Below are 17,211 nucleotides of genomic sequence, written 5' to 3' on the forward strand. Positions count from 1 at the left end.
GACGTGCCGCCCCGGGCGGGCGCGCCTACGGTCGGCGCATGGCTGACGCGGACGACAGGGTCGAGATCGACGTCGAGGGCTCGGGCGAGGAGCAGGCGGCGAAGGTGGAGTCGGCGCAGGACGTCGCCGACCGGGTGCGCTCGTGGCAGGCGGGGGCGCCGGTGGACACCGTGCGAGAGGAGCTCGAGCGCGCGTTCGCGAAGGCCGGGCTCTCGCCGGACGCTGCGGAGATCGAGCAGATGGCGCAGCGGATCAGCGACGAGCAGGGCGTCGACGTCGAGCAGGGCTGACCGCGCCCGTCAGGCACCGAGGGCGGAGCGGGTGAGCGCGAGCGACGCCGCCCAGGCCTCCAGGTAGGCGCGCGACACGTCGTAGGAGTCGGCGATCCCGCCGGGCAGCAGCTGCCCGTGCTCGTGCGCGACGACCAGGTCGAGCAGCGCGCCGAGCGGGCCGTCGCGCCGCTCGAGCACCTGCACGAGGGCGGTGCTGACGCCGGCCGCCTCGGCCACCGACCGGACGTCGACGCCGAGCAGCCCGGCGATGCCGCTGAGCAGGCCCACCGTGTAGGCCTCCCCGCGGGGCAGGCCGCGGCGGGTGGCGAGCAGCTGGCAGCACTGGGCGCGGGCGAGCACGTCGACGATGCCGGCACCCACGGCCTCGCTCGCACCGCCGAGCAGGGTGAGCATCACCCACGCGCACAGCGCGGTCGGCCCGAGCAGCACGACGGCCTGCCGCAGCGAGGTGATGCTGTGGCTGGCGGCGCTGCCCCCGGCCGAGTTCGCCGTGCCGAGCACCCGCAGGCTGAGCCCGGGGTCGGCGGCGACGGCCCGCTCGATGTCCTTGGTGGTGGACGACGGGTCGGCGAGCACCCGCAGCAGCTGCAGGCACCCGATCTGCGACGGCGACAGCCGGGGCCGGCGCACGGTGGCCGGGCGGTGCAGGTGGTAGCCCTGGAACAGCTCGAACCCGGCGGCCAGGCTGGCCTCGAAGAGCACCTCGTCCTCGACCCGCTCGGCCAGGAACGCCGCACCGGGTGCCTGCTCGCGCCAGCTCTCGACGAACCCGGGCAGCACGCCCGGCTCGGTGAGCGGACCCGAGAGCTCGACCTTCACGACGTCGACCAGGGGCAGCAGCGCGCGGCGGCTCTCCTCGCCCACGAAGTCGTCGAGGGCCAGCCGGAACCCGCGCTCGCGCAGGGCCCGCAGGCCGTGCAGCACCTCGGCGTCGACCTCGACGTCCTCGAGCACCTCGAGCACCACGCCGGTCGGCCCGAACGGCAGCGGCAGGTCGCCAACGAGGAAGGCGCGCGTCAGGTTCAGGAACAGCGGCTTGCCGTCACCGAGCTGCTGCACGCCGAAGTCGCCGAACGTGGTGGCGATGACCTGCGAGGTGGCGAGGTCGCCGGCGGCGGTCGCCCCGCGCCGGGCCAGGCCGGTGGGGTTCAGCGCCTCCTCGAGCACGGCGGTGTCGCCGTCGCCGCCGCGGAACAGCAGCTCGTGGCCGACCAGCCGGCGCTCGCGGTCGTAGATGCCCTGCCGGGCGATCTGGGCGTGCGGCGACCCGGGCGTGCCGGCGGCGCTGCTGCGCACGGTGTGGTCGACCGTCGACATGCCCCTCTTCCGCCCTCGCTGCTGGTGTCTGCCGGGTAGGGCATCGGCAGCCGGGGCACCGACCTGAAGCCGCCGCCGTCCACGGCGGGCGGCGGCCCCCGGCCGTGTGATGGTGGTCGCATGCGCGCTCGTGCCGCCCTCGCCCTGCTGACCCTGTCGAGCCTGCTGCTCGCGGCCTGCGGTGCCGGGCCGGCCGGCGACGACGACCGGGTCGCCGCGGCGACGCAGGCCCCCACGCCGACGGCCTTCGGTGACAGCGCCCCCGCGGCGTCGGCCGCGGCCTCGGCCGCCGCACCGAAGCGCAAGGTGATGCTGGTCGTCGAGGAGAACGAGACGGCGGAGGACGTGCTGGGCCCGGGCGGCGCGGCGTACCTCACGAAGCTGTCGAAGCGGTACGGCAGCGCCCTGCGGATGGACGCCGGGTACCCGGCCGCGTGCCCGTCGCTGGCCGCCTACCTGATCATGACGTCGGGCAGCCGGCACGGCGTGTGCGACGACCGGCCCCCCGCAGGGCACCGGCTCACCGGCGACAGCGTGTACCAGCAGGTGATCGCGGCCGGGCGCACCTGGCGGTCGTACGCCCAGGGCCTGCCGGCTCCCTGCACCCGCACCGACTCGGGGTTCTTCGCCGTGCGGCACATGCCCTCGGCGTACTACCTGAGCGAGCGCAGCCGGTGCCGGGCCCGGGAGAAGCCGGTGGGGCGACCGACGACGGGCACCCTGCACTCGGCCGTCGCGGCCGGCACCCTGCCCGCCTTCTCGATGGTGACGCCGGACCTGTGCCACGACATGCACGGGCACAGCGGGTGCACCGGCGACCGGATCGAGGCGGGCGACCGGTACCTCGCGCAGTACCTGCCGCAGGTGCTCGCCGGGCCCGACTTCGCCAGCGGGCGGCTCGTCGTGATCATCACCTTCGACGAGGGGTCGCGCACGAGCAACCACATCCCCACGGTGGTGCTGTCGCGCACGACGAAGGGCGTCGCCTCGAAGCAGGCGTTCACGCACTGCTCGACCCTGCGCACCGTCGAGGAGCTGCTGCAGCTGCCGCTGCTGGGTTGCGCGCGCACCGCCACCTCGATGCGCTCGGCCTTCCATCTGTGACGCCGCTTACGCCGTAGAGTGACCGCTCGTGCACCCAGACGTGACGTTCGCGGCCGCCGGCAGCCTGCGCGAGGCGTACGAGCGCGTCGACTGGGCGGCGACGTCGCTCGGGCCGACGTCGTCGTGGTCGCCCACGCTGCTCGGGGTGCTCGATCTGCTGCACCGCACCCGCTTCCCGATGACGCTCGTGTGGGGCCCGGAGGGCCTGATGCTCTACAACGAGGCGTACGTCGAGCTCATCGAGCAGAAGCACCCGACCGCGCTCGGCGCCCCCGTGCAGGAGGTGTTCCCGGAGGCGTGGCACCAGGTGGGGCCGCTGCTGGAGCAGGCGCGGTCCGGGGAGGCGGTGTACCTGGAGGACGCGCTGGTGCCGCTGTGGCGGCAGGGCTTCCTGGAGGAGTGCTATTTCACGTTCTCGTACTCCTCGGTGCACGCCCCCGACGGCACCGTGGAGGGCGTCGTCGACGTCTCCCACGAGACCACGCGGCACGTGCTCGACCGGCGCCGGCTCGCGCTGCTCAGCCGGCTGGGCCGCGAGCTGGCGGACGTGCAGGACGCCGCGGCGCTGCCGGCCCGCACGCTGGCCGTGCTGCGCACCGACCCCGACGACCTGCCCGCGGTCGACCTGCGGGTCGCCGGTACCCCGAGCGTGCTCGGCGACACCGGGCTGCCGGTGCGGCCCCGCGTGCCGCTGACCGACGACGTGGTGGTCGAGCAGACGTCGTCCGGCCCCGTCGCCTGGGTCACGCTGCGACCCGGTGCACGCGCCGCGCAGGCCGCGCACCCCGTGCTGGTGGCCCGGCTGAGCGACCAGCTCGCCGTGCGCGACGACTACCTCGGCCTGCTGCGCCTGGTGGCCCGCACGATCGTGCAGGCGCTCGACCGCATCGCCGCCCGCGCCGGCGACCGCAGCATGTCCGAGAGCATGCAGCGGGTGCTGCTCGCCCGGCCGGTGACCTCCCCGGGCCTCGAGGTCGCCGTGCGGTACGAGGCGGCGTCCGCCACCGCGCGCATCGGCGGCGACTGGTACGACGCCTTCGTGCCGCCGGACGGGCCGACGACCCTCGTGGTCGGCGACGTCGCCGGCCACGACCAGCACGCCGCCGCCGCCATGTCGCAGGTGCGCAACCTGCTGCGCGGCGTCGCGGCCGCTGCCCCGTCCGGTCCGGCAGGGGTGCTCACCGTGCTCGACGGCACCATCGACGGGCTCGGCGTCGGCATCATGGCGACCGCGGTGCTGGCGCAGCTCGACCCGCCGCTCGACGACGGGTCGCGGGTGCTGCGGTGGTCGAACGCCGGTCACCCGCCGCCGGTGCTGGTGGAGCCCGACGGCACCGCCCGGCTGCTCGAGACCACGCCCGACCCGCTGCTCGGGGTGCTCGGGTACGCGCTGACCGACGACCCGCGGCGCGAGCAGACGCGCGTGCTCGCGCCGGGGTCGACGCTGGTGCTGTTCACCGACGGGCTGGTCGAGCGCCGCGACGTCGGCCTGCAGGAGGGGTTCGACCGGCTGCGTGCCGCCCTCGAGCAGACCCACGAGCTCGACGTCGAGCAGCTCTGCGACGACCTGATCGAGCGGCTCGGCGGGCCGGCCGAGGACGACGTCGTGCTGCTCGTCGTGCGGGTGCTGCCCGCCGACCGACCGGCGCTACGCGGCGTCTGACAGCAGCCGGAACTCCTCGTCGGTCAGCTCGACGTCGGCCGCGCCGAGGTTCTCCTCCAGGTGCGCGACGGACGACGTGCCCGGGATCGGCACGATCACCGGCGAGCGGCGCAGCAGCCAGGCCAGCGCCAGCTGCGAGGTGGTGACGCCCTCGTGCTGGTGCGACACCTCGTCGAGCGGGCCGCCCGGCCGGGCCAGCGCCCCGGCGTCCACCGGCGCCCACGGGATGAACGCGATGCCCTCGTCGGTGCAGAGGTCGAGCAGCTCCTCGGCCGAGCGGTCGCCGAGGTTGTAGCGGTTCTGCACCGAGACGACGTCGAGGCCGGCCTCGCGCGCGGCCCGCACGTCGTCGACCGTCACCTCGGACAGACCGATCTGCAGCGCCAGGCCCTCGTCGACGAACGACTTGATCTCGCCGAACTGCTCGGCGGCCGGCACCTTCGCGTCGATGCGGTGCAGCTGCCACAGGTCGATGCGGTCGACGCCGAGCCGGCGCAGCGACATCAGGATGCACTGGCGCAGGTACTCGGGACGGCCGAGCGGCGGCCAGACGTCGGGACCGTGCCGGGTCAGCCCGCCCTTGGTGGCGATCACGACGTCGCCGTAGCCGGTGCCGTCGTGCAGCGCCTCGCGGATCAGGTCCTCGGACACGTACGGCCCGTAGGAGTCGGCGGTGTCGATGAACGTGACGCCGAGCTCGACGGCACGCCGCAGCACCCGCACCGCCTCGTCGTGGTCGTCCGGCGGGCCCCACACGCCCTTGCCGGTGATCCGCATGGCGCCGTACCCGAGCCGGTGGACGGGCTTGCCGCCCAGGTCGATCGTGCCGCTGCTGGCGACGGTCATCTGGTGTCCCTTCGTCGGTGCGCCGCCGAACGAGGCGGCTCACCACGCTAGGCAGCAGCGCCGACCTCTCGCCACCCGAACCGACGTGCCCGCGGGTCAGCCGGGGGTGTTCTGCACCTGCTGGCCCTCGCCGTCGTCGTGCGACCCGGCACCGCGGGTGAGCGCCGCGGGCTCGACGCCGAGGTCGGCCAGCAGGTCCTCGTGCTCCTCGAGGTCGACGGTGTCGGGCAGCGTCGCCTCGGCGTGCTGCGCCTGGTCCTCGTCGCCCCTGCCGCGCAGGTGGTCGACGACCTGTCGCTTGTTGACCTGCATGCGTCGCTCCTCCGGGTCGTGTGCCGTCCGTCGTGGTGACCCTCGCACCGCTGCGGCGCCGCGCAAGCCGAGCCGGGTCCGGCGCGCCAGACCGACCGGCCCTTGGCACGCTCGACGGGTGCCCCTCGGGGAGACGACCACCGCCGACGGCGCGCGCAGCAAGGTCGCGCGGCTGTGGGCCCAGTACGAGACCGGCGCCGACCGAGCCGGTGCCGACCGACCGCTCGGCGGGTACGCCCTGCTGATGGGTGCGTACGGCGCGGCCGTCGCGGCGCTGGGCGTGGCGGCCCGCCGCCGCCTGTCGGTGGTGGCGCTGTCGGACGCGCTGCAGCTCGGCTACAGCGCGGCGCAGCAGGAGGCCTGACGACGACGGAGGGCCCCCGCGCAGCGCGCGGGGGCCCTCCGGTGCGTCAGCGGGTCAGTCGCTCAGCCCGGCCTTGTCGACCTTGCGGTGGAACCGCATGCCGGTGAGACCACCCAGCACAGCACCGACCAGCGCGGCGACGGCGGCGGCGACGAGCGCGATGATGCCGCCCGTGGTGAGCGACCCCTCGTCGACCGGGATGCGCGGGAAGGCGTTGGTGTTCGCCAGCACGTTGTACTTGTTGCCGGCGATCAACCCGACGACGGCGACGACGATCGCGATGACGACGGCCCACAGCCAGACCGCCACACCCTGCTTGGCGCCGTTGAAGCGCGCCATGCGCCCGGCCACGTAGCCGCCGCAGAAGTAGGCGACCAGCAGGATGACGAGCAGCGCGACGCCGCCCGCGATGCCGATGGTGCCGGCGTTCTGCGAGGCCTGGTTCGTGACGGACGACGTGTCGGTGCCGGTGGCGACGCCGACGGCGGTGCCCGCTCCGGCGATCAGCGCGGTGAGCAGCACGGCGGTGCCGGTGGCGGTGAGCCACCCGAAGAACGCCGAGCCGATCTTGATGCCGCCGTAGGCCTCCTTCTGCCGGGCGACGACCTCGGCGCGGTCGAGGTCGAGCACGCGGTCCTTGCGGTCGCGCCGCTTCGGGTCGACCTCGCCGGTGGTGCGCGCCGGCTCGGCGTGCTCGGTGCGCTGACCGGACGGGGGTCCGGAGTCGTAGCTGCTGCTCACGATGTCCTCCTGTGGATGTACGGGCCGAGGCCCGGCGCCGCTGTCGGACGTCTGACTACTGACGATGACACCCCGGGGCCGCACCGCAACTCGGCCGGTCAGGACACCGTCGCCGCCGCGGCGGCGCGCAGCTGCGCGGCGTTGCGGGCGACCCACGCGTCGACCACGTCGTCCGGGGCGTCGAGCGACTGCTCGCCGACCACCAGCGCGGTCGTGGGCGTCGAGGCGCCCAGCTCGAGCAGCAGCGGTCGCAGGTGCACGTCGGCGGCCAGCGTGTGCGCCGGGCCGCCCACCGTGGTCACCGGCACCGCGACCGCGCCGGCCAGCGCGTCCGCCCCGACGTGGTCGAGGAACGACTTCAGCAGGCCGGTGTAGCTGCCCTTGTAGGTGGGCGTGGCGACGACGAGCACGTCGGCCGCGTGCAGGCTGGCGAGCGGTGCCCGCCACCGGGCCGCCGAGTCGGCGCCCAGCGGTGCACCGAGCTGCTCGGTCAGCCGCGCGAGGTCGAGCACGACCACGGACGCCGACGGCGCCGACGTCAGCCGGGCCAGCCGCTCGGCGACCAGCGCCGCGAGCGACAGCGTGCGCGAGGAGGGACGGGGGTTGCCGACGACCGCGACGATCGTCGGGTGCGTGCCGGCGGCGGACGGGTTCGACATCGCCCGACCGTACGACCGGCGCTCCCGGGTCCGCCATTGTCGACCGAGTCAGTCCACAATACGGATGCCACGGTGCTGGACCGGTTGACTTTCGATAGATCATGAGCGATCTTCGATGCATGCTGACGACGCAGCGGGCGGTCACCGCCCTCCGGCTCTTCCTCGTGGTGCTCTTCGGGGTGCTCGTGCTCTTCCAGGTGATGTCGCTGCCCGGCCAGTTCCGGTACATGACCGAGCAGTCGCCGCAGGACGCCTACCTGCGCTGGCCGGCGACCGTCGTCACGGTCTTCTGGGTGCTGTGCGTCGAGGTGGTCGTGGTGTGCACCTGGCGGCTGCTCACCTTCGTGCGCGACGACCGCATCTTCAGCCCGGCCTCGCTGGCCTGGGTCGACGGCATCGTCTGGGCGGTGGGCGCGGCCTGGGCGACGCTCGTGGGCGTGCTGCTGTACGTCGGGCTGCACGCCGACGACCCCGGCCTGCCGCTGCTGCTGTTCCTCGTCACGACCGGCGTCACCGTGCTCGGCCTGCTGCTGCTGGTGATGCGGGCGCTGCTGCTGCAGGCGACCGAGCTGCGCACCGACCTCGAGACGGTCATCTGATGGCGATCGTCGTGCGCATCGACGTCGAGCTGGCCCGGCGCAAGATGAGCGTCGGCGAGTTCGCCGAGCTCGTCGGTCTGACGCCGGCCAACGTGGCGGTGCTGAAGAACGGCCGCGCGAAGGCGGTGCGCTTCAGCACCCTCGAGGCCATGTGCCGCGTGCTCGGCTGCCAGCCCGGCGACCTGCTGGAGTGGGTCGCCGACTGAGGCTCAGCGGCTGACGCGCCGCTCCAGGGCGGCGGCGATGCGCGGGGCGGCGGACGGCAGCAGGCGCACCAGCAGGTCGGCGATCCGCGCGTCGTTGCCCACGAGCACCCTCGACCGACCGGCCTCCACGCCGTCGACCACGATCTTCGCCGCCTGCTCGGGCGGCATCCGAAGCAGCTTGTCGTTGTACATGCGCGTGCGCCGCTCGTCGTCCGGCGTGAGGCGGCCCTCGGCGCGCGCCTGCGCCATGGCGGCGTTCGCGATGTTGGTGCGGACGCCGCCGGGGTGCACGACGGTCACCTGCACCGGGTGGCGGGTCATCAGCATCTCGCTGCGCAGCGACTCGGTGAACCCGCGCACCGCGAACTTGCTCGCGCTGTAGGCGCTGATCGACGCCTGGGCCAGCACGCCGTTGAGGCTCGACACGTTCACCACGTGCCCGTCGCCGGACGCGATCAGGTGCGGTAGGAACGCCTTCGTGCCGTGCACCACGCCCATGAGGTTCACGCCGAGGATGCGGTCGTAGTCGACCCACTCGCTGTCGAGCACGCCGCTGCCGCCGGCCACCCCGGCGTTGTTGTACAGCTGGTGCACGACGCCGAAGTGGTCCGCCACCGCGCCGGCGTGGGCGACGACGGCCTCGCGGTCGGCGACGTCGAGCCGGGCCGCGTGCACCTCGGCGCCCAGGGCGCGCGCCCGCTCGGCGGTGCCGGCCAGCCCGCCCTCGTCGACGTCCGACACGGCCAGCCGGGCGCCGCGCCGCGCGAGCTCGAACGACAGCTGCCGGCCGATGCCCGAGCCGGCCCCGGTCACCACGGCGACCTTGCCGCGCACGGCGCTCATCGGGCCGCCACCTCCTGCACGGGGGCGAACCCGTTCTCGCGCACCAGCTCCGTCGTCAGCTCGACCAGCTCGTCGACCACCCCGGGCGCCAGGTGGTGCCCCATCTCGGCGAGCTCGACGAAGCGCGCACCGGGGATCGCCGCCGCGGTGGCCCGCCCGCCGGTCGGGTGCACCATGCGGTCGGCAGCGCCGTGCACCACCAGCGTCGGCGCGGTGATGCGCTGCAGCTCCGGCGTGCGGTCGCCGGAGGCCTGGATGGCACCGATCTGCCGCGGCACACCGGCCCGGGCCCGCCGTCCGCCACCGCGCTCCCACACGCCCCTGGCCCACGCGGCCTCGACGTCGTCGTCCGGCAGCAGCGTCGGCGACCCGATGTGCTGCAGCAGGGTGCGGTGCCGGTCGAGCGACTCCTCGACGGTGCGGGCCGGCCGTCGGGCCAGGTACCGCAGCGTCGAGCGCGCCGGCTGGCCGACGCCGCGGTGCCCGGTGGTCGAGAAGACGGAGGTGAGAGTTGCCACGTGATCAGGATGCCGTGCGGCGAGCGTCTGCGCGATCATCCCGCCCATCGACATGCCGACGAGGTGCGCGCGGTCGACGCCCAGGTGGTCGAGCAGGCCGTACGCGTCGGCCGCCATGTCGCCCAGGTCGTAGGCGTCCGGCCGGGGTCGGGCGAGCAGCTGGCGCAGGCGACCCGGCCGGGGCACGTCGGCGCGGCTCGAGCGGCCGATGTCGCGGTTGTCGAAGCGGATGACGCGGAACCCGCGCCCCACGAAGCCGTCGACCATCGGTTGCGGCCACGAGGTGAGGTCGAGCCCGAGGCCGGCGACGAGCAGCAGCGGCATGCCGTCGTCCGGCCCGTCGACGCGGTAGCAGATGCGTGGACCGGCCGGCAGGTCGACGAACCGGTCGCGGGCGGCCTCGCCGCCCGCGGGGTCACCGGCGCGCGACAGGTGCAGCTCGGGGTCGAGCACGCGGTCGGCACCCAGCTGCTCGACGTCGACCCAGTAGTCCATCGACGTCGTCCACGGCGCGCGGTCGCCCTGCTGCGGCAGCCGGTCGACGGCGCGCTGCACGTAGCCCGCCCCGAAGTCGAGCAGCGGCCGGGTCGGCATGTCGGGGTCGGACGGCTCCGGGCGCGCGGTGTCGTACCCCTGCGCGTCCATGACCGACAGCAACCGACAGAAGTGCTCGCAGAGCAGCCCGACCTTCAGCGTCCACGAGCTGTTCGTGTAACCGATGGCGTACGCCAGGTTCGGCACGCCGCTCAGCATCATCCCCTTGTACGACACCGTGTCGCGCAGCCGGACGTCGGTGCCGTCGACGGTCAGCCGGACGCCGCCCATCGCCTGCACGTCGAGCCCGGTGGCGGTGACGACGACGTCGGCGGCCAGCTCGGCACCGGACGCCACCCGCACGCCGGTCTCGGTGAAGGTCTCGATGCGGTCGGTGACGACGTCCGCCCGGCCCTCGCGGATGACCCGGAACAGGTCGCCGTCGGGGACGGCGCACAGCCGCTGGTCCCACGGCCCGTACGGCGGGTTGAAGTGCTCGTCGACCGGGTAGCCGGGGGGCAGCTGACGGACGTTGACCCAGCGGATGAAGCGCCTGGCCTGCGCGGGGTACCGCTGCGCGAGCCGCCACGTCTGCCGACCCCTGCCGATGTTGATGCGTCGGATCAGCGGGTGGGCGCGCTCGTCACCCAGCACGCGGCGAAGGGCCACGCCCAGCCGGTCGTGCGACGGGATCGGCAGCACGTACGACGGGGTGCGCTGCAGCATGGTCACGTGGGCGGCCGTCTCGGCGAGCGCCGGCACGAGGGTGACGGCGGTGGCCCCGCTGCCGACCACCAGCACCCGCCGGTCGCGCACGTCGAGGTCGGCGGGCCAGTGCTGGGGGTGCACGACGGGGCCGGCGAAGCGGTCGAGCCCGGGCAGCTGCGGGGTGTGGCCGCGGTCGTAGCGGTAGTACCCGCCGGCGCAGAACAGCCACGAGCAGGTCAGCTCGACGTGCTCGCCGGTGTCGGTGCGCTCGACGTCGACGGTCCAGCGCGCGTCGTCCGACGACCACGACGCCGACACCACCCGGTGGTGGTAGCGGGTGCGGCGGTCGATGCCGTGCCGGGCCGCGGTGTCGCGCAGGTAGGCGAGGATCTGGTCGGCGCCGGCGACCGCCTGCGGGGCGCGCCAGGGCTCGAACTCGTAGCCGAAGGTGTGCAGGTCGGAGTCGGAGCGCACGCCGGGGTAGCGGAACAGGTCCCAGGTACCCCCGGACGCCTCGCGGGCCTCGAGCAGCGCGACGGACCGCTGCGGGTGGTCGCGCTGCAGGTAGTACGCCGCGCCGATGCCGGAGAGCCCGGCCCCGACGATCAGGACGTCGAGGTGCTCGACGGTCGTGCCCGTGCTCATCGTGCCTCCGTCGTCCGCTGCGTCGAGGTGACGGTGCATCATGCCTCGACGAGGTGTCGGATCCGGGGCGGGGTCTTCGTCGTCCTGGTGAGCGGCGCCCAGCGAGGGCCCGCCGGAACCGCAGGGAGACGACCGTGCAGTACCTGGTGTCTGTGATCACCGACCGGACCGACCTGGCGGACGACGCCGAGATGGCGGCCATCGACGTCTACAACGAGCGGCTGCGGCAGGCGGGGCACTGGGTGTTCGCCGGCGGCCTCGGCGGCCCCGACACGGCGACCGTGGTGGACGACCGCGAGGGCCGGGGGCTGGTGACCGACGGCCCGTTCGTCGAGACCAAGGAGCACGTGATCGGCTTCTGGATCCTCGAGGCGCCCGACCTCGACGTCGCGCTCGCCCTGGCCACCGAGGGGTCGCGCGCCTGCAACCGCAAGGTCGAGGTGCGGCCGTTCCTGTAGCCGAGCCGGCCCGCGACGCCGAGGCGGCCCTGACCCGCGCGCACCACGAGGAGTGGGCGCGGGTCGTGGCGACCCTGGCCCGGCGCTTCGGCGACCTCGACGTCGCCGAGGACGCCGCCGCGGAGGCCTTCGCGACGGCCGTGGAGCGGTGGCCGCTCGACGGCGTGCCGCGCACCCCGGGCGCCTGGCTGACCACGACCGCGAGCCGCAAGGCCCTCGACCGGCTGCGCCGCGAGGGCAAGCGGGAGACCAAGGAACGAGGGGCGCTGATGCCGGTCGACGAGCCGCCCGAGCCCGTCGGCGCCGTGGACGACGACCGGCTGCGGCTGGTCTTCACCTGCTGCCACCCGGCCCTGAGCACCGAGGCGCGGGTGGCCCTGACGCTGCGGCTGGTCGGCGGGCTCACGGTCGCCGAGATCGCCCGGGCCTTCCTGGTGCAGGAGGCGACGATGGGGCAGCGCATCACCCGGGCCAAGACCAAGATCCGCACCGCGGGCATCCCCTACCGGGCGCCGTCCGCCGCCGACCTGCCCGCCCGGGTGCCCGGCGTGCTCGCCGTGCTGTTCCTGGTGTTCAACGAGGGCTACCTGGCGAGCGGCCCCGACGACGACCCGGTGCGCGCCGACCTCACCGGCGAGGCGATCCGGCTCGCCCGGCTGCTGCGCTCGCTGGTGCCGGACGACGGCGAGGTGGCGGGCCTGCTCGCGCTCATGCTGCTGACCGAGGCGCGCCGCCCGGCCCGGCTCTCGGCGTCCGGCGACCTGGTGGTGCTCGCCGAGCAGGACCGCTCGTCGTGGGACGCCGCGCTGATCGCCGAGGGGCACCGGCTGGTGCGCGAGCGGCTCGACAGCGGCGTGCGGCCCGGCCGGTACCAGCTGCTCGCGGCGGTCAACGCGGTGCACACGTCGGCCAGGGAGGCGCGCGACACCGACTGGTCGCAGGTGGTGGCGCTGTACGACCAGCTCGTGCGGCTCGACCCGTCACCGGTCGTCGCCCTCAACCGGGCGGTGGCCGTGGCCGAGCTCGACGGGCCGCAGGTCGCGCTCGCCGCCGTCGACCGCCTGGCCGACGCGCTCGACGGGTACCACGCGTTCCACGTCACCCGGGCCGAGCTGCTGCGCCGGTTGGGCGAGCGCGGACCGGCGCGCGCGGCGTACGACCGGGCGATCGGCCTGGCCGGCAACGGCGCCGAGGTCGCGCACCTGACCCGTCGCCGCGACCAGCTCGGGGTCGGCTGACCCGACTGGTCAGGGCCGGTCGAGCCGCAGCAGCGCCTGCACGAGGCGCGACTGCTCGACGCCGGCCCGCTCGGCGGCGTCGGCCAGTCGTCGCGCGGCCTCCTCGGTCGACCAGCCGCGCTGGGCCGCGAGCGCCTCCACCGCCCGAGCGGACGCGTCCTCCTCGCTGAGCCGGCCGGGCAGCTGCTCGGCCTGCCGGCGCGTCTCGAACGGCAGGTCGGCGTTGGCCACCAGCAGGTCGAAGGGCACGCCGAACGCGGTGGCGAGGGACGCGAGGCGGTCGTCGAAGGCCGCCGGGTCGCTGCCGTACAGGTCGATCGCGCCCGCCGGGCCGTCCTCGAGCACCAGGGGCAGCGACAGCGACGACCGGACGCCGGGTGCGGCGGAGGTGGCCGCGAACAGGTGCCACGCGCCCTCGTCGAGCAGGTCCGAGACCTCGATGGCCTCGCCGCGGTCGGGCGTCGTGGACCGGTCGAGGTGACCGGCGGCCTGCAGGCTCTCGGCGGTCGCGGTCAGGGTGTACGGCGTGCCGTCGACGACCACGGTGACGCTGACCCCGACGAGGGCAGGGACCAGCGCGGCGGCACGGTCGGCGACGGACTGCAGCACCCGCAGGGCGTCCGGCTCGCGACCGATGCCGTCGAGGTAGACGGCGGCGACACGCGCCTCGGGCAACGGCTCCACGCCCTCAGGACACCAAGGGCCGGCGAGGCCCGCCACCCGGGACGGGCCTGATCGGGCAGCATGGCGCGGTGCCGATCCACCTGCCCGAGCGGCTGCTCCGTCTCGCGGGCCCCACCTCGCTGGTGCGCCGGCTCTCGGTGCAGTCGGTGCTGTCGGCGTTCGGCGACGGCGTCTTCCTCACCGGCAGCGCCGTCTTCTTCACCCAGGTCGTGGGGCTGTCGGCGGCCCGGGTCGGCCTCGGGCTGTCGATCGCGGGTGCCGCCACGTTCGTGCTGGCGGTGCCCCTGGGCCGGCTCAGCGACCGGTTCGGCGCCAGGCGGGTGTGGGCGATCAGCTCGCTGCTCGAGGCGCTGCTCTACCTGGCGTGGCTCGCCGTCGGCGGCATGGCGGGCTACGTGGCCGCGCTGGTCGCCGTCCAGATCGTCTCGACGGCCAGCCGCTCGGCGCGCAACGCCTACCGGTTCGACGTCTTCCCGCGCGCGCAGCGGGTCAGCTCGAACGCGTACTTCCGGGCGGCACGCAACGTCGGCTACACGCTGGGTGCGCTGCTCGCCGGGCTCGCGCTGGCGACCGACAGCCTCGAGGTGATCCGCGCCGTGCCGGTGGCCACCGCGGTGCTGCTGCTGCTGAACGCGGCGCTCGTGGCGCGGCTGCCGGCGACCGCGCCGCACCACGCCGACCCGGCCGACCCCGCGGACGCCGGGGAGGCGATCGAGGCCGCCCTCGAGCACCCCGAGCGCGGCAGCGCCCTGCGCAACCGCGGCTACGTGCTGACGTCGGTCGCGGGCGGCGTGCTCGGCACCCACCAGGTGCTGCTGAACGTGGTGATCCCGCTGTGGCTGGTCGAGGAGACGGACGCGCCGCGGGTGCTGCTGGCCTGGCTGTTCGGCACGAACACGGTGATGGCGGTGCTGCTGCAGGTCGCCGCGGCGCGCGGGGTGGTCTCGGTCACCGACTCGCTGCGCGCCGAGCGGCGGGGGGCGGCGTTCTTCGTGCTGTCGTGCGCCATCGTGCTGATCACGCACGACACCGTGGGCTGGGTGACGATCGTGCTCGTCTGGGTCGGCCACGTCACGGTGACCGGCGCCGAGCTGTACCAGTCGGCCGGCGAGTGGGGTCTGCAGGCCGAGCTGTCCGACCCGGCCAGACGCGGCGAGTACCAGGGCGTCTCGCAGCTCGGGTACACGCTCGGGTCGGTGTGGGCCCCGGCGGCGTACACCTACCTCGCCGTCGAGCGGGGCGCGGTGGGCTGGCTGCTCATCGCCGCACTCGTCGTCGCCGCCGCCGCGGTGCTGCACCCGGCGGCGCGCGCGGCCGAGCGGCACCTGGCGCGACCCGTCACGTCGTGACGTCGTCCGGCCGCCACTCGCGCCGCAGCAGCCCGTGCACCCACGTGTCGGACACCTCGCCGGCGACGACGCAGTCCTCGCGCAACGTGCCCTCCAGCACGAAGCCGAGCTTCTGCAGCACCCGCGCCGACGCGGCGTTGCGGGTGTCGACCTCGGCCTGCACGCGGTGCAGGTCGAGGGTGTCGAACGCCCAGCGCAGCACCGCCCGGGCCGCCTCGGTGGCGTACCCGCGGCCCCAGACCCGCTCGGCGAGCACGTACCCCACGGCGGCGCTGCGGTTCGTCGGGTCCCACCGGCTCAGGCTGCACCAGCCGACGAACGCCCCGCCGTCCGCCTGCGCGACGACCCACCGCGCGCCGCTGCCCTCGTCGGCGAGCTGCCGGCACCGCGCGAGGAACTGCGTCGCGCGCCCGGGGTCGGTCCAGGGCGGGGCGTCCCAGTGGCGCAGCACGCGCGCGTCGCTCATCAGGGCGGACAGCGCCTCGGCGTCGTCGTCCGCGAACGGGCGCAGCCGCAGCCGCGGGGTCCGCAGCGTCGGCGTCGGCAGCGCCGGCGTCGGGCCGGTCACCCCGACCGGCCCATGTGGTCGACGAGCCGCTGCGTCGCCTGCCGCAGCACCTCGCGGGCGACGGCCAGCTGCTCGGGGTCGGCGTCGGCGAACGAGATGCGCTGCGCGAGGGCGACGGGGTCGGGCAGCGCGTCCCACAGCTCGCGGCCGCGGTCGGTGAGGCTCAGCAGCCGCTGCCGCTGGTCGACGACGTCCGGCCGCTGCTCGACGAACCCCTTGCGCACCAACGTCGTCACCACGCCGCTGAGCGTCGCCCGCTCGATGTTCAGCAGCGGGCCGAGGTCGCGCTGGATGGTCGGGCCGACGTGCACCAGCTGGTGCAGCACGTACCACTGCGTCGGCCCGAGCCCGTGCTCGCGCAGCACCGACTCCATGAGGGCGCGGGCGGCGAGGTGATACTTCTTCGCCCACGCGCCCACGCCGTCGCGCCGGTCCTCGCCGTCGTCAGCCACCGCACATGGCTACCACGGGATGGGCGACGCCTCCCAGCGGGTGAACGTGCCGGTCGGGCCGTCCGGCCCGAGCAGCGCCACCCGCACGACCTCGCGCGAGCCGTCCTCGACCGACTCGGTGCCGGCGTAGTTGTTCAGCGCTGTGCTGGTGAAGCCGGGCGACACCAGGTTGACCTTGATGTCGGTGTCCTCGAGCTCGATCATCATCGCCAGCACCATCGCGTTCTCGGCCGCCTTGGACGCCGGGTACACGGGCCCGTAGATCCCGCGGTACGGGAAGCCCGGGTCGGCGTTGCTCGCCAGCGACCCCACCCCGCTCGACACGTTGACGATGCGCGCGTCGACGCCGCGGCGCAGCAGCGGCAGCATCGCCTGGTAGACCGCGAGCACGCCGAAGACGTTGACCTCCCACACCGCGCGCACCTCGTCGAGCGAGGCGCGGCTGGCGACCGAGCGCGCGGCGTTCTCCTCGGGCGTGCGGTCCTCGCCGCCGACGTTCGAGATGCCGGCGTTGTTCACCAGCAGGTCGAGACGCCCGAAGCGCTCCTCGACCGTCGCGGCGGCCGCGGCGATCGACGCCGCGTCGGTCACGTCGAGCTGGACGGCGATCGCGCCGTCGCCGATCTCGGCCGCGGCGGCCTCGCCCCGTGCCAGGTCGCGCGACCCCACGAAGACGGTGACGCCGTTCGCCACCAGCTCCTTCGCCACCTGCCTGCCGACCCCCTGGTTGGCTCCGGTGACCAGCGCGATGCGTCCTGCTGCCATGACTGCTCCTCGTGATGTCGTTCGGTACCAGACGAGTATCGTTCGGCGGCAGACGTTCGTCAACCCGCCATCCGACGTCCGCTGCACGTCGGCTGACGTCGTCGGCATGGGGTTGGATCGAGGTGCACGCCACGGGGTGCGCGACGAGCAGCTGGAGGTCGAGGTGCCGACGACGACGCCCGAGCCGTCCGCACGGACGCCGGTGCGCGTGCTGCTGCTCGGGGCGGTCGAGGTGGTCGGGCCGGACGGCGAGCAGGTGACGGCCGGTCCCCCGCTGCGGCAGGCGGTGCTGGCCTGCCTGGCCGCCGAACCGGGCCGTGTCTGGTCGACCTCGCAGCTGGTCGA

General features: G+C 74.6%; 21 protein-coding genes and 1 pseudogene. 10 read left to right on the forward strand and 12 right to left on the reverse strand.

Annotation, left to right across the window (positions count from 1 at the left end; all coding sequences use genetic code 11):
- Positions 1 to 38: 38 nt before the first annotated feature.
- Entirely contained in the window at positions 39 to 290 is a 252-nt protein-coding gene (locus ACYVI6_RS11015; protein WP_284288552.1) for a hypothetical protein, read from the forward strand.
- Between the two features lie 9 nt (positions 291 to 299).
- On the opposite strand, the gene ACYVI6_RS11020 is transcribed toward ACYVI6_RS11015, so the two are convergent.
- The gene (locus ACYVI6_RS11020; protein WP_460446416.1) at positions 300 to 1,610 is read right to left on the reverse strand and encodes an EAL and HDOD domain-containing protein; all 1,311 of its coding nucleotides are present in this window, start codon (positions 1,608 to 1,610) and stop codon (positions 300 to 302) included.
- 120 nt (positions 1,611 to 1,730) lie between these two features.
- Between ACYVI6_RS11020 and ACYVI6_RS11025 the strand changes: the two genes are divergently transcribed.
- Together ACYVI6_RS11025 and ACYVI6_RS11030 are read left to right on the forward strand one after the other, a co-directional pair.
- A complete protein-coding gene (locus ACYVI6_RS11025; protein WP_460446417.1) occupies positions 1,731 to 2,714 on the forward strand; it encodes an alkaline phosphatase family protein in 984 nt (327 codons plus the stop codon).
- A gap of 28 nt (positions 2,715 to 2,742) precedes the next feature.
- The gene (locus tag ACYVI6_RS11030) at positions 2,743 to 4,377 is read left to right on the forward strand and encodes a PP2C family protein-serine/threonine phosphatase (RefSeq protein ID WP_460446418.1); all 1,635 of its coding nucleotides are present in this window, start codon (positions 2,743 to 2,745) and stop codon (positions 4,375 to 4,377) included.
- Here the strand turns inward: ACYVI6_RS11030 and ACYVI6_RS11035 are convergent.
- Both ACYVI6_RS11035 and ACYVI6_RS11040 read right to left on the reverse strand, forming a co-directional pair.
- Entirely contained in the window at positions 4,363 to 5,223 is an 861-nt protein-coding gene (locus ACYVI6_RS11035) for an aldo/keto reductase (RefSeq protein ID WP_460446419.1), read from the reverse strand. The genes ACYVI6_RS11030 and ACYVI6_RS11035 overlap by 15 nt on opposite strands.
- Positions 5,224 to 5,319: 96 nt before the next feature.
- The gene (locus ACYVI6_RS11040) at positions 5,320 to 5,535 is read right to left on the reverse strand and encodes a hypothetical protein (RefSeq protein ID WP_284288561.1); all 216 of its coding nucleotides are present in this window, start codon (positions 5,533 to 5,535) and stop codon (positions 5,320 to 5,322) included.
- A gap of 118 nt (positions 5,536 to 5,653) precedes the next feature.
- Between ACYVI6_RS11040 and ACYVI6_RS11045 the strand changes: the two genes are divergently transcribed.
- Entirely contained in the window at positions 5,654 to 5,899 is a 246-nt protein-coding gene (locus ACYVI6_RS11045; RefSeq protein WP_460446420.1) for a hypothetical protein, read from the forward strand.
- 54 nt (positions 5,900 to 5,953) lie between these two features.
- Here ACYVI6_RS11045 and ACYVI6_RS11050 read toward each other — a convergent pair whose 3' ends face one another.
- Both ACYVI6_RS11050 and ACYVI6_RS11055 read right to left on the reverse strand, forming a co-directional pair.
- Positions 5,954 to 6,640: a hypothetical protein gene (locus ACYVI6_RS11050; RefSeq protein WP_460446421.1), complete on the reverse strand. Its 687-nt coding sequence runs from the start codon at positions 6,638 to 6,640 to the stop codon at positions 5,954 to 5,956.
- Between the two features lie 98 nt (positions 6,641 to 6,738).
- The gene (locus tag ACYVI6_RS11055; RefSeq protein WP_460446422.1) at positions 6,739 to 7,299 is read right to left on the reverse strand and encodes an NADPH-dependent FMN reductase; all 561 of its coding nucleotides are present in this window, start codon (positions 7,297 to 7,299) and stop codon (positions 6,739 to 6,741) included.
- 119 nt (positions 7,300 to 7,418) lie between these two features.
- Between ACYVI6_RS11055 and ACYVI6_RS11060 the strand changes: the two genes are divergently transcribed.
- Both ACYVI6_RS11060 and ACYVI6_RS11065 read left to right on the forward strand, forming a co-directional pair.
- A complete protein-coding gene (locus tag ACYVI6_RS11060) occupies positions 7,419 to 7,898 on the forward strand; it encodes a DUF2975 domain-containing protein (RefSeq protein WP_460446423.1) in 480 nt (159 codons plus the stop codon).
- Entirely contained in the window at positions 7,898 to 8,104 is a 207-nt protein-coding gene (locus ACYVI6_RS11065; protein ID WP_460446424.1) for a helix-turn-helix domain-containing protein, read from the forward strand. The genes ACYVI6_RS11060 and ACYVI6_RS11065 overlap by 1 nt, the downstream gene beginning before the upstream one ends.
- Before the next feature lie 3 nt (positions 8,105 to 8,107).
- Here the strand turns inward: ACYVI6_RS11065 and ACYVI6_RS11070 are convergent, their stop codons facing one another.
- The 3 genes and pseudogenes from ACYVI6_RS11070 to ACYVI6_RS11080 form a co-directional block, all read right to left on the reverse strand.
- Positions 8,108 to 8,947, reverse strand: a complete 840-nt coding sequence (locus tag ACYVI6_RS11070) for an SDR family NAD(P)-dependent oxidoreductase (RefSeq protein WP_460446425.1) — start codon at positions 8,945 to 8,947, stop codon at positions 8,108 to 8,110.
- Complete coding sequence (locus ACYVI6_RS11075; protein ID WP_460446433.1) at positions 8,944 to 9,789, reverse strand: alpha/beta fold hydrolase; 846 nt, start codon at positions 9,787 to 9,789, stop codon at positions 8,944 to 8,946. The genes ACYVI6_RS11070 and ACYVI6_RS11075 overlap by 4 nt, the downstream gene beginning before the upstream one ends.
- Positions 9,790 to 9,885: 96 nt before the next feature.
- Positions 9,886 to 11,352: pseudogene (locus ACYVI6_RS11080) on the reverse strand (flavin-containing monooxygenase); the annotation flags it as partial.
- A gap of 134 nt (positions 11,353 to 11,486) precedes the next feature.
- Here ACYVI6_RS11080 and ACYVI6_RS11085 point away from each other — a divergent pair.
- Both ACYVI6_RS11085 and ACYVI6_RS11090 read left to right on the forward strand, forming a co-directional pair.
- A complete protein-coding gene (locus ACYVI6_RS11085; RefSeq protein WP_460446426.1) occupies positions 11,487 to 11,810 on the forward strand; it encodes a YciI family protein in 324 nt (107 codons plus the stop codon).
- 29 nt (positions 11,811 to 11,839) lie between these two features.
- Positions 11,840 to 13,048: an RNA polymerase sigma factor gene (locus ACYVI6_RS11090; protein ID WP_460446434.1), complete on the forward strand. Its 1,209-nt coding sequence runs from the start codon at positions 11,840 to 11,842 to the stop codon at positions 13,046 to 13,048.
- 9 nt (positions 13,049 to 13,057) lie between these two features.
- On the opposite strand, the gene ACYVI6_RS11095 is transcribed toward ACYVI6_RS11090, so the two are convergent.
- Entirely contained in the window at positions 13,058 to 13,732 is a 675-nt protein-coding gene (locus ACYVI6_RS11095; RefSeq protein WP_460446427.1) for a GAF domain-containing protein, read from the reverse strand.
- A gap of 68 nt (positions 13,733 to 13,800) precedes the next feature.
- Here ACYVI6_RS11095 and ACYVI6_RS11100 point away from each other — a divergent pair, with 68 nt between their 5' ends.
- Complete coding sequence (locus tag ACYVI6_RS11100; RefSeq protein ID WP_460446428.1) at positions 13,801 to 15,081, forward strand: MFS transporter; 1,281 nt, start codon at positions 13,801 to 13,803, stop codon at positions 15,079 to 15,081.
- Here ACYVI6_RS11100 and ACYVI6_RS11105 read toward each other — a convergent pair.
- Genes ACYVI6_RS11105 through ACYVI6_RS11115 form a run of 3 tightly spaced genes read right to left on the reverse strand, consistent with a single transcriptional unit; the run spans position 15,071 to position 16,866 of the window.
- On the reverse strand, positions 15,071 to 15,649 hold the full coding sequence (locus ACYVI6_RS11105) for a GNAT family N-acetyltransferase (RefSeq protein WP_460446429.1): 579 nt from the start codon (positions 15,647 to 15,649) through the stop codon (positions 15,071 to 15,073). The two genes, ACYVI6_RS11100 and ACYVI6_RS11105, sit on opposite strands and share 11 nt — an antisense overlap.
- Complete coding sequence (locus tag ACYVI6_RS11110; protein WP_460446430.1) at positions 15,646 to 16,101, reverse strand: MarR family winged helix-turn-helix transcriptional regulator; 456 nt, start codon at positions 16,099 to 16,101, stop codon at positions 15,646 to 15,648. The genes ACYVI6_RS11105 and ACYVI6_RS11110 overlap by 4 nt, the downstream gene beginning before the upstream one ends.
- A gap of 9 nt (positions 16,102 to 16,110) precedes the next feature.
- Complete coding sequence (locus tag ACYVI6_RS11115) at positions 16,111 to 16,866, reverse strand: SDR family NAD(P)-dependent oxidoreductase (protein ID WP_460446431.1); 756 nt, start codon at positions 16,864 to 16,866, stop codon at positions 16,111 to 16,113.
- Positions 16,867 to 17,002: 136 nt separating this feature from the next.
- On the opposite strand from ACYVI6_RS11115, the gene ACYVI6_RS11120 reads away from it, so the two are divergent.
- Positions 17,003 to 17,211 (forward strand): hypothetical protein (locus ACYVI6_RS11120; protein WP_460446432.1); only part of this gene is annotated, 209 nt, incomplete at its 3' end.

The sequence above is a fragment of the Angustibacter aerolatus genome (genome assembly GCF_054776675.1).

What these genes read in the sequence shown, in the direction of transcription:
- ACYVI6_RS11020 (WP_460446416.1), bottom strand. Translation starts at nt 1,610, where the DNA reads ATGTCGACGGTCGACCACACCGTGCGCAGCAGCGCCGCCGGCACGCCC.
- ACYVI6_RS11035 (WP_460446419.1), bottom strand. Translation starts at nt 5,223, where the DNA reads ATGACCGTCGCCAGCAGCGGCACGATCGACCTGGGCGGCAAGCCCGTC.
- ACYVI6_RS11075 (WP_460446433.1), bottom strand. Translation starts at nt 9,789, where the DNA reads ATGCCGCTGCTGCTCGTCGCCGGCCTCGGGCTCGACCTCACCTCGTGG.
- ACYVI6_RS11015 (WP_284288552.1), top strand. Translation starts at nt 39, where the DNA reads ATGGCTGACGCGGACGACAGGGTCGAGATCGACGTCGAGGGCTCGGGC.
- ACYVI6_RS11070 (WP_460446425.1), bottom strand. Translation starts at nt 8,947, where the DNA reads ATGAGCGCCGTGCGCGGCAAGGTCGCCGTGGTGACCGGGGCCGGCTCG.
- ACYVI6_RS11055 (WP_460446422.1), bottom strand. Translation starts at nt 7,299, where the DNA reads ATGTCGAACCCGTCCGCCGCCGGCACGCACCCGACGATCGTCGCGGTC.
- ACYVI6_RS11065 (WP_460446424.1), top strand. Translation starts at nt 7,898, where the DNA reads ATGGCGATCGTCGTGCGCATCGACGTCGAGCTGGCCCGGCGCAAGATG.
- ACYVI6_RS11040 (WP_284288561.1), bottom strand. Translation starts at nt 5,535, where the DNA reads ATGCAGGTCAACAAGCGACAGGTCGTCGACCACCTGCGCGGCAGGGGC.
- ACYVI6_RS11060 (WP_460446423.1), top strand. Translation starts at nt 7,419, where the DNA reads ATGCTGACGACGCAGCGGGCGGTCACCGCCCTCCGGCTCTTCCTCGTG.
- ACYVI6_RS11025 (WP_460446417.1), top strand. Translation starts at nt 1,731, where the DNA reads ATGCGCGCTCGTGCCGCCCTCGCCCTGCTGACCCTGTCGAGCCTGCTG.
- ACYVI6_RS11115 (WP_460446431.1), bottom strand. Translation starts at nt 16,866, where the DNA reads ATGGCAGCAGGACGCATCGCGCTGGTCACCGGAGCCAACCAGGGGGTC.